At 68.1% G+C, this 9,658-nt stretch carries 10 protein-coding genes; 5 read left to right on the top strand and 5 right to left on the bottom strand.

Translation table 11 applies throughout. From position 1 onward, the window contains the following. The coding region (locus tag M1L60_RS48590; protein ID WP_253243412.1) for a hypothetical protein at positions 1-328 on the bottom strand (328 nt) is incomplete at its 3' end. Between the two features lie 18 nt (positions 329-346). On the opposite strand from M1L60_RS48590, the gene M1L60_RS43155 reads away from it, so the two are divergent. Further along, the gene (locus M1L60_RS43155) at positions 347-835 is read left to right on the top strand and encodes a hypothetical protein (RefSeq protein WP_253243411.1); all 489 of its coding nucleotides are present in this window, start codon (positions 347-349) and stop codon (positions 833-835) included. An 83-nt stretch (positions 836-918) separates the two neighbouring features. Here the strand turns inward: M1L60_RS43155 and M1L60_RS43150 are convergent, their stop codons facing one another. Both M1L60_RS43150 and M1L60_RS43145 read right to left on the bottom strand, forming a co-directional pair. Continuing rightward, positions 919-1,830, bottom strand: coding sequence for a hypothetical protein (locus M1L60_RS43150; RefSeq protein WP_253243410.1), 912 nt, complete (start codon positions 1,828-1,830; stop codon positions 919-921). Between the two features lie 4 nt (positions 1,831-1,834). Continuing rightward, the gene (locus tag M1L60_RS43145) at positions 1,835-2,377 is read right to left on the bottom strand and encodes an RNA polymerase sigma factor (RefSeq protein WP_253243409.1); all 543 of its coding nucleotides are present in this window, start codon (positions 2,375-2,377) and stop codon (positions 1,835-1,837) included. Between the two features lie 148 nt (positions 2,378-2,525). Between M1L60_RS43145 and M1L60_RS43140 the strand changes: the two genes are divergently transcribed. Continuing rightward, on the top strand, positions 2,526-3,173 hold the full coding sequence (locus M1L60_RS43140) for a DUF308 domain-containing protein (RefSeq protein WP_253243408.1): 648 nt from the start codon (positions 2,526-2,528) through the stop codon (positions 3,171-3,173). 84 nt (positions 3,174-3,257) lie between these two features. Here M1L60_RS43140 and M1L60_RS43135 read toward each other — a convergent pair whose 3' ends face one another. After that, positions 3,258-4,142, bottom strand: coding sequence for an acyl-CoA thioesterase (locus M1L60_RS43135; RefSeq protein WP_253243407.1), 885 nt, complete (start codon positions 4,140-4,142; stop codon positions 3,258-3,260). Next, positions 4,139-5,578: a pyruvate kinase gene (gene pyk, locus M1L60_RS43130; protein WP_253243406.1), complete on the bottom strand. Its 1,440-nt coding sequence runs from the start codon at positions 5,576-5,578 to the stop codon at positions 4,139-4,141. The genes M1L60_RS43135 and pyk overlap by 4 nt, the downstream gene beginning before the upstream one ends. 278 nt (positions 5,579-5,856) lie before the next feature. Here pyk and M1L60_RS43125 point away from each other — a divergent pair, with 278 nt between their 5' ends. From M1L60_RS43125 to M1L60_RS43115, 3 genes are read left to right on the top strand one after another with little or no spacing between them, the layout of a single operon-like run. Further along, entirely contained in the window at positions 5,857-8,760 is a 2,904-nt protein-coding gene (locus M1L60_RS43125) for an HD domain-containing protein (RefSeq protein WP_253243405.1), read from the top strand. Further along, a complete protein-coding gene (locus M1L60_RS43120) occupies positions 8,742-9,227 on the top strand; it encodes a hypothetical protein (RefSeq protein ID WP_253243404.1) in 486 nt (161 codons plus the stop codon). The genes M1L60_RS43125 and M1L60_RS43120 overlap by 19 nt, the downstream gene beginning before the upstream one ends. Continuing rightward, complete coding sequence (locus M1L60_RS43115; RefSeq protein WP_256518529.1) at positions 9,224-9,655, top strand: NUDIX domain-containing protein; 432 nt, start codon at positions 9,224-9,226, stop codon at positions 9,653-9,655. The genes M1L60_RS43120 and M1L60_RS43115 overlap by 4 nt, the downstream gene beginning before the upstream one ends. The last annotated feature ends 3 nt before the right edge of the window (positions 9,656-9,658 follow it).

The raw sequence follows: 9,658 nt of genomic DNA, 5'->3' as shown, positions 1-9,658 counted from the left end.
GTAAGATCTTCGATTGGAAGAAGCCCTCCGAGATATTCGCCGAACTCGTAGAGGCAAATGCTTCGACCGCCTGAATTGGCCCCCGCCTCACCTCCGCCAGCGAGCTATCGAGTTGCGCGCCGAGGGTATGCCCTTCGGCGACATTTGCCGCGAGCTCGGACTGCCCCGTAGGACGATCGGCAACTGGTTCTACGGCGATCGTCCACGTCGCCGGGCGGAACGGGAAGCGAATCGGCCGCGATGCGCTCGCTGCGCCGATCCACCACGCGAGACGACTGATGGCGACGCGTATGCCTACCTTCTCGGGCTCTATCTGGGCGACGGCCACCTCGTCACCTCGACCAAGGTGCCGGTTCTCCGCGTCTACTGCACCGCCTCGTGGCCGGGCCTCGTCGCCGCCTGCGAGATCGCCATGCTGCGAGTTCTCGCCAGAAGAGTTCATCGCATCTCCCGCGAGGGCTGCGTGGTGGTGGAGAGTTCCTCCAACCACTGGCCCTGCTTCCTCCCGCAACACGGTCCGGGCAAGAAACACGAACGCCGCATTGAACTAGCCCCGTGGCAGACGAACATTGTCGGCACATTTCCTCGGGATTTCCTCCGCGGGCTCTTCCATTCCGACGGTTGTCGGGTGATGAACAAAGTGCAACGCGGCGACAAGACCTACCAATATGCGCGATATATGTTCGCGAACGAGTCGGCCGACATCATGGAGCTATGCCAAGGCGCGCTGGACGGGCTGGGGATCGGCTGGAAGATGTGCCGGAAGAACCTGCTCTCGGTGGCGCGACGGGAGGCGGTGGCGCGGCTCGACGAGTTCGTAGGGCCGAAGTGGTGACCGTTTGCCCACACGATGGGGCCATGATCGGGCACGGCCATGACCGCTCTCCGTGACTGTCGATCCCGGGTCGTGCCCGTCCGTCATTCTTCGTGACCACTCTCCGCGCTGTCGTTCAGCAGCGCGGCCACGCTGGGTGAGGCGGGGTTGTGCCGCTGCGTGGTGTTCCGGTTTTCACGGTCCTTACCGGGTGGTGTGTCAGTCGGTTTCCCGGTGTGGGTGGGCTTGGGCGGTTTACCGGGTGGTGTCGTCGGCGGTTGCCCGGGCGGCGTCGGCCGCCCCGGTTCGGTCGTGGCCGGCGCCGGGACCGAGGCGGCCGGGCCGGGTGGCGCCGCCGGCCCCGACGGCGACGGCGTGCCCGACGGCGGCCCGGGCGGCGCGGACGGCCCCTCGGACGGCTGGGCCGACGCCGATTTGTGCAGGTCGCGGCAGTATTTCTCGATGCCGTCCTCGCCTCCGGCGGCGGCGCTGAGTTTGCGCCGGTCCTCGTGGCTGAGGGTGCGGGCCGGTCCCCCGCCCCAGGCCTGGCACCAACTGAGCGCGGTGACGTCGAGCGTGGGGCGGGGTCCCGGCCGGCTGGGGGACGGAGCCGGGGACGGGGTGAGGGGGTTGCCTGTTCTCGGCGCAGGTACGCCCAGCGCCGAGAACAGGCGGTGTGCGTGCTGCTGGGCTTCCTGGGGGAGGTTGCCGGTGCGGGCGGCGACGGCCGTGCCGGCGAGAGCAAGGAGAGCCAAGCCGGCCGTGACGGGCACGAGCACGACCCGGACTCTCGCCTTGACGCGGCGTTTCCGTTCGCTGCGGGCAGCAGTTCTGCGGTGGGCGGCGAAGGCGGCGACCGCTTCTTTCTCGCCGGCCAGTTCCGCCATGGTGGCGGGGGCGCGGGCGGCGTCGAGGAGGTCGGCGAGTCCGGGGTGATCGGTGGATGCGACCGGGTCGGTCTCGGGGTGCTTCCGTCGCGTGCGCAGTGCACGGAGGAGAGCGTTCAGCGCGCGCATCCTGTTACACCCCCTCTCTCGTACGGATCTGGGGGTGGGTGGCGAGGCGGCGCAGGCCGCGCATGGTGGCGATGCGGACGGCGCCCGGTTTTTTGCCGAGGATGCCGGCGGTGGTGGCGACGTCGAGCCCGATGACGATGCGGAGCATGACGGCTTCGGCCTGGTCGGGGGGCAGGCCGGCGATGACGGTGAGGGCCCAGGTGGTGGCCGCGCCTTCGGCCGCCTCGGCGGCGGCGTCGGGGGCGTTCCGGGTGGGTGGGGTCGCGGTTTCGCGCGTACGGGATTTTCGTCGTTGTTCGTCGATGCCGCGATGGCGCGCGATGCGGAAGAGCCAGCCCCGGAAGTTGTCGTGGTCGCCGTGGAACCGGTGCAGGTCGCGGATGACGTGGAGCCAGGTCTCGCTGGCGGCGTCCTCGGCGTGGTCGCCGGCGACGACCCGCAGGTAGCGCAGCACGGAGGGGTGGTGGGTGCGCCAGAGCAGGGCGAACCCGGCGTCGTCGCCTCGCTGGGCGGCGCGCAGGGCGTCGGTCAGTTCGTTGTCGGGCACGTCCGCTCCGGGGTTGGGGGCGGTCGTCTGGTACCCGGCTGTGAATCTGCGCGAACCTCCGTTCTGCCGGTCGGCTGGATGTTGTCATGGCAGGGATACGTTCGCTGGAGGCCTCATGTTGTGGTCCGGTTCTTCGCCCCTGTCCGTGATGCGTCGCAGCATGTGGGGGTTTCTGCTGTTCGCCGGGGTGGCGTGGCTGGCGATCGGGTGGAGTGTGCTGCGGCTGGAACCGGCCGACGTGGTGGCGGTGGCGGGTCCGATTATTTTCTTCGCCGCGCTGTGCGAGGTGGTGCGGGCGCTGTCGGGGACGGCGACGTGGTGGGTGAACGCGTCGATGGCGGCGTTGTTCACGGCGACCGGGGTCGTGATCGTGCTGGATCAGGATTCGACCTATGCGACGACGTCCGCGCTGGTCGGGTGGTTCCTGATGGTGCGGGGCGCGGTGGACGTCGCGGTGGCCACGATGAATCGGGGCACCGATCGTACGTGGGGTCTGGTCGTGACTTTGGGGGTCCTGCAGGCCGGGCTGGGGTTCTACGCCGCGGGTCCGCTGGCCCGGGCGGCTGATCCGGTGATCATGACGTTGGGGGCGCTCGGGCTGCTGCGCGCGGTGGCTGATCTGGTCACCGGCCTGCGGTTGCGCGAGTGGGCGGCGGCGCGGGAGGACGTGCTGCGGTTGTCACCGGAGCGGGAGGCCGGGATGACCGGTTACGCGGCCGGGATCTCGGATTTCGAGGCGCACCCGCGGCACCGCGCCGAGGAGGTTGTGGAGGAGGGCGCCGAGCAGCGCCGTTGAGGCTTTGGTCTCCCCTGCCCCGCCGGGCCGGGATCCGCTTCGGCCAGTCGCCGGGCCGGGGTCCCAGCCGGGCGGGGCTCCTCGCTACTTGCGCTCGCCGACCCGCCGCAACAGGCCTTCTTGTACGGCGCTGGCGATGTGTACGCCGTCCTCGGTGTACATGCGCCCGCTGGCCAGGCCGCGACTGCCGCTGGCGGACGGACTCGTGCAGTCGTACAGGAACCAGTTGTCGGCCCGGAAAAGCCGGTGGAACCAGAGGGCGTGGTCGAGGCTGGCCCCGATGACACCGCCGGGCCCCCAGCTCTCGCCGTGGACGGACAGCACCGAGTCGAGCAGCGACAGGTCACTCGCGTAGGTCAGGGCGCAGGCGTGCAGGAGCGGGTCGTCGGGCAGTTTGCCGTTGACGCGCATCCAGACGCGCTGCTGGTCGCTGGCGTTGCGGTCGCCCGGCGGCACCCAGCCCGGGTCGTTGACGTAGCGGACGTCGACGGCGCGGGGCGCGGCGTTGAACGCGGCCCGCCGGCTGGGGTATTTGCGCACCCAGTCGGCCATGGTCGGCACGTCGTCGGGCCCGGGGACGCCGTCGGGGGCCGGGGTGTGGTGGTCGAGGCCTTCCTCGCGGACCTGGAACGAGGCCGACATGAAGAAGATCGTCTTGCCGTGCTGCTGGGCGGTGGAGCGGCGCACCGAGAAGGACCGTCCGTCGCGGATGGTCTCGACGCTGAAGCGGATGGGCTCGGTCGGGTCACCGGGGCGCACGAAGTAGCCGTGCAGGGAGTGGACGAGCCGGTCCGGATCCACGGTGCGACCGGCGGCGACCAGGGCCTGGCCGGCGACCTGGCCGCCGAAGACGCGCTGGGCGCCGGTCTGCGGGCTCTCCCCCACGAACGTCGCCGCGTCCAGCTGCTCGAGGTCGAGGACTTCGAGCAGCTGGTCGACGGCGGCTTGCCCGCTGAGGGGCTCGGTCACAGCGAGGCGGGGTCGACGAGGTCGCCCAGCCGGTGCACGCGCAGGGTGTTGGTGGAGCCGGGCGCGTTCGGCGGGGAGCCGGCCACGACGACCACGTAGTCGCCCGGCTTGGCCAGGCCGAGGCCGAGCATCTTCGCGTCGACCTGCCGGAACATGTCGTCGGTGTGCTGCACGAAGTCGGTCAGGAACGTCTCGACGCCCCAGGCCACGGCGAGCTGGTTGCGGACCTCGGGGACCGGGGTGAACGCGTACAGCGGGAGCTCGCAGTGCAGGCGGGACAGGCGCCGCACGGTGTCACCGGTCTGGGAGAACGCGACGAGGGCCTTGGCGCCGATGTTGCGCGCGATCTGCGACGCGGCGACGGTGAGGGCGCCACCGTGGGTGCGCGGGTCGTGCTGCAGGCGCGGCACCGGGATGGAGCCGCCCTCGGTGGTGCTGACGATCTTGGCCATCGTGCTGACGGTGAGCACCGGGTACTTGCCGACCGAGGTCTCGCCGGACAGCATCACGGCGTCGGTGCCGTCGAGCACGGCGTTGGCCACGTCGGACGCCTCGGCGCGGGTCGGCCGCGAGTTCTCGATCATCGAGTCGAGCATCTGGGTGGCCACGATGACCGGCTTGGCGTTCTCGCGGCACAGCTGCACGGCCCGCTTCTGCACCAGCGGCACCTGGTCGAGCGGGAGCTCGACGCCCAGGTCGCCGCGGGCCACCATGACGCCGTCGAAGGCGAGGACGATGGCCTCGAGGTGCTCGACCGCCTCGGGCTTCTCGACCTTGGCGATGACCGGCACGATCCGGCCCTCCTCGGCCATGATCTCGTGCACGAGCTTGATGTCGTCGGGCGAGCGCACGAACGACAGGGCGACGATGTCGACCCCGAGGCCGAGCGCGAACCGCAGGTCTTCCGCGTCCTTCTCGCTCAGGGCGGGGACGCTGACGTCGACGTTGGGCAGCGAGACACCCTTGTTGTTGCTGACCGGCCCGCCCTCGACGACGAGGCAGCGGATGTCGGTGTGGTTGTCGACGGCGGTGACCTCGACGGCGACCTTGCCGTCATCGATGAGCAGGCGGTCGCCGGGCTTCACCTCCTGCGGCAGCTTGGTGTAGGTGCAGGAGACCCGCTCCCGGGTGCCGATGATGTCGTCGCTGGTGATGGTGACGATGTCGCCGGTGTTCCAGACGTGCGGGCCGTCGGCGAACTTGCCGAGCCGGATCTTCGGGCCCTGCAGGTCGGCCAGGACGGCCACGGCCCGGTCGGCCTGCTCACTGGTGGAGCGCACGAGGTGGTACATCTTCTCGTGGTCCTCGTGGCTGCCGTGGCTGAAGTTCAGGCGGGCCACGTCCATGCCGGCCTCGACAAGCCCGAGCATGCGCTCGGGGGAGGCGGTCGCGGGCCCCATGGTGCAGACAATCTTTACGCGGCGTGTCACGGCCATCAGGCTAGTCTCTCTTCTTCATCGGCCTGGCGGCCGACCCCCGTCGTAGGGATGAACTGCGTCTGTCGGGCGACGTCTGCCGATCCGGAGGATCGGTGCGCTGCGCTGCGACCTGCGGGCTTCGACGACCGCGGCCTCAGCTTATCGGTCCGCTCCAGCCGACTGCCGCCAACGCCCTTTCCGTACCCCAAGTCCCCCTCTCCCCTATTCAGCCATCGCCCCGGAGCAATACCGCCACTACAGTCCGTACCGCGAGTTTCGTGTCCGGAAGGAGTGTCGTGACCGATTGGGGCCTGCTAGGCGAGGTGCTGGCCAACAAGTCGTCCGATCGCGACCGGGCCAATGTCAAGGATCTGGTGACACACGCCCGGAGCCTGCTCAAGCTGATCCGCGAGACCTTCCCGCGCTACACGATGCACGACGAACAGCACGCCGAGAACGTGATCGCCTTGATGGGCCGGCTCGCGGCGCCCCGCATCGAACAGATGTCGGGGCTGGAGGCGGCCTTGCTCATTCTCGCGGCCTACTTCCACGATGCCGGCATGGCCTACCGGGCCGACGAGATCGCCTCGATCCCCGACGAGGAGGAGTTTCAGAGATTCCTCGACCGTCATGACGACGCTGTCGTGGCGACGCAACAAAACGGGGGCGTCCCGCCTGGCGCCGTGGTGGAGCAGTACTGCCGGGAGCGGCACGCGGAACGCGTGCGCGTGCATCTCGATCGCTGTGACCGCACGATGCTCCGGTGGGACGGCAAGCCGATCATCGACCAGCTCGAACTCGTCTGCCGCAGCCACAACGAGGGAGCTGCGGCGCTGCACGAGCCGCGATTCCGGACAGACTTCCTGTACCAGGCCGACCTGCGGTTCTGCGCGATCATGCTTCGGCTCGCCGACATTCTCGACCTGGACGACACTCGATCGCCGAAAGTGATCTACGAGCACCTCGGCCTTGCGGAGCACACGACGCCCGAGGTGGCCGCAAGCGACCGAGAGTGGAACAAGCATCTGATCGCGCGGGGCTTCGAGTTCCCACGCACGCCGGCGGCGAACTACTCGCTGCAGTTCACCGCCGAGTCCGAGGATCCCGGCAACGAGCATCGTTTGCGAGCCTTCCTGCGAGTCATCGAGGAGGAGCTGCAACGGTGCCGCAGCGTTGCCGACATCTGTGACGAGCGCTGGCGGGGACTTCCCCTGCCCGCGCAGATCGACGAATCGGGGATCAGCAGCCGGGGATACCGGTACGGCGAGTTCCGGTTCGAGCTCGATCGCTCCGCTGTCCTCAATCTGTTCACCGGTGAGCAGCTCTACGACGATCCGTACGCATTCATTCGAGAGCTGCTGCAGAACGCGCTCGACGCGATCCGGGCTCGAGAGCATCTCTACGAACACCGGTCGGACGGCGTGCACGTCCGGGGCTGGAAGGATGACGGCGGCTACCTCTGGCTTCGCGTGGACGACGACGGCATCGGCATGGACGAAGCGACGCTGCGCAAGTTCTTCCTGCGTATCGGCCGGTCCTACTACCATTCGACGGAATTTCAGGCGACCCTGGCCCGAAGCGGCCGGGCGGATCAGCCGTTCGGCGTGATCGGTCGATTCGGCATCGGTGTCCTGTCCTGCTTCGTGGTGGGCGACCAGGTCGAGCTGTCCTCGCGGCCGGTCAGTGGTGGCAAGGCCGTGCGCCTGTCCATCAAACGGCAGGACGACTACTTCGTCCTGCAGGACCAGGACATGGCAGGCCGGCCGATGCCGGGCCCGGCCACCGCCGAGCCCGCCTTTCCTCGGGCGCCCGGCACGCGGATCGCCGTGCGGGTCGACCCGAATCACGTGGAACTCGATCTCGATGGGCTGCTGGCGAAGGTGCCCACCTACCTGTTCGCGCCTCCGGTGCCTGTCCTCGTCAACGACCGGGCGGTCGACCGAGCGACCAGGCAACTCGTCGCGGAACCGCTGATCGCCCAGCCGCTCATCACGGATCTGCATCTCGAGCGCCACGGGAAGGTCCGGATCGCCGCTGTCCCGCTGAATCTGACCAGGGACGGGGAATGCCCTGATGTCAGCGGCCAACTGCTCCTCTACATAGCCCTCCCGCCGGACGATGCGGGCCAGGGTGAGGAGCGCAGCTTCTACTCGCTCGATCGGCCGGACGAGTTCGAGCTACCGGCGGGATCCGCCGATCACCTGGTGCTGACTTTCTACAAAGGACGCCGCCGGCGGGCTCACTCGCAGATCCAGTTGTCGGCCCTGCCCGGCGGCGCCCAAGCATCCGCCTTCCTCGCGCATGGCAGCCAGTGGGGCTTCAACGGCATCGCCCTGCCCGCCATGACCGACGAACGCGGTCTGGAATCTGAGGGGGTGGCCGCCATGGTTCTGGGCTGCCTCAGCCTCTCGGGAGACCTGCGGCCGGACCTGACTGTCTCCCGGTCGACGGTCAGATATTTGCCGTTCCCTGTCCACTCCGCCCTCCAGCTAGCAACACGACGGGCGCTCCGGAAAGCTGTCACCGGCCGCACCGAAATCACCGATCGCTATACGTTCCGCCAGCTACGGCTGACCAATCTGGCTCCTGTCGAGCCTTTCGTGATGTCGACATTCCGGGCAGATCGTCTCCTGTGCGGCGGATCGTGGTGCGCCGAGAAGATGCAGGGGCTGGGCGGAGTCAGCATCGAGGATCTGCACGAACGGGCACGCAACGGAATCAAGAGCCAGGTTTTTCATTTCCCTCGAGACCCTCGGCAGCTGGCCGACCGCGTCTCCTTCGCGTTCGACGACGCCATCATGGCCGCACTGCTGCATCTCTTCGTCGACACCGAATGTGTGATCATCGGATCCCACGTCAACCTGGTGGTGAAGACCGATGCGACACCGCACCGCCCTGAGGGTGCTGATTTGTTCGCACCGATGTTCTCAGCGCCGTTCCCGGACAACGTTTCCCTCGCGCGGGCCGGCGGGATCATGAATGCCGACCATCCGCTCACCAAGTGGTTGCTGGACAACGCCCACGCTCTGGCCGAACATCTCCCCGCTCTCTTCCAGCGCGTGCTTCGGCCAGCCAACTTCGTCGATGCCGCAGAGTGGGATCTCGCCTTGAAACGCGTGTCGGACAGCGGCCGGGTGCCGGCCCCACCCTTGGCGGCCTACGTCCGGCAGGACGAGAACGGATGGTGGTGGTCGCGGTGACTCAGCCTCCGCAGATTGATCGGGCTCAGGCGTTCGAGGTTGAGCGGTACAAGTATTTGCTTCAGCAGTTGCACACGGTTAACGAGAACGTTTACCGGTTCTTGGCGATTTATCAGACCTTGGCGACTGTGCTTGTCGGGGCGGCTTTGGCGCTCTTTGTGCGGTGGGACGAGTGGAAGATCGATCCCTACATCGCGCAGGTCGGGGTTGTGTCGATTCTCGTGCTTGTGTCGGTTATTGCAGCTTTCACGATCGGGCTGATCGTGGTGGGGGTGCGGACCTGGCTCGATTACCGTGAGGAGGAGTGTGCGCTGACTGAAGTGGCTGTGCGGCCGGGGTATCGGAAGCCGCCCGAGCTGCGGAACTTCTGGCGGTGGTACGAGACTTACATCGTGCTGTTCATCGGGGCTTCTGTGGCGATCATGTGGTTGGGGGCCGGGTTCGTGTTGTTGCCGGCGATGTCATGAGGCCCGGGCACGACTTCGTCGGGGTCGGGGTCGGGGCGATGGTGTTCGACCATGACGGCCGGGTGTTTCTCGCGCGGCGGGGGCCGGCCGCCCGCAACGAGGTGGGGCTGTGGGAGTTTCCCGGTGGGATGGTGGACTTCGGGGAGACGCTGGCTGCGGCCGTTGTGCGGGAGTTCGATGAGGAGTACGGGCTGGTCGTCGAGGTCACTGGGCTGATCGGGGTGTCCGACCATATTCTTCCGGCGGAGGGGCAGCACTGGGTTTCGCCGTCGTACACCGCGCGGCAGGTCGGCGGCATTCCGACGATCAGGGAGCCCGCGAAGTGCACCGAGATCGGGTGGTTCCGGCTCGACTCGTTGCCGGAGGAGCAGCTCACGCTGGCCAGCCGGGACACTCTCAGCGCGTACAGAAAGAAAGGGCCCGCCTAGGCG

It is taken from the genome of Paractinoplanes aksuensis, assembly GCF_024137025.1.
In the GTDB taxonomy this organism is placed as follows: domain Bacteria; phylum Actinomycetota; class Actinomycetes; order Mycobacteriales; family Micromonosporaceae; genus Actinoplanes; species Actinoplanes aksuensis.
This window is presented reverse-complemented; position numbering and strand designations above follow the sequence as displayed.

Coding starts and splice junctions, on each gene's coding strand:
- M1L60_RS43150 (WP_253243410.1), bottom strand. CDS start 1,830: ATGCGCGCGCTGAACGCTCTCCTCCGTGCACTGCGCACGCGACGGAAG.
- M1L60_RS43140 (WP_253243408.1), top strand. CDS start 2,526: ATGCGTCGCAGCATGTGGGGGTTTCTGCTGTTCGCCGGGGTGGCGTGG.
- M1L60_RS43120 (WP_253243404.1), top strand. CDS start 8,742: ATGGTGGTGGTCGCGGTGACTCAGCCTCCGCAGATTGATCGGGCTCAG.
- pyk (WP_253243406.1), bottom strand. CDS start 5,578: ATGGCCGTGACACGCCGCGTAAAGATTGTCTGCACCATGGGGCCCGCG.
- M1L60_RS43115 (WP_256518529.1), top strand. CDS start 9,224: ATGAGGCCCGGGCACGACTTCGTCGGGGTCGGGGTCGGGGCGATGGTG.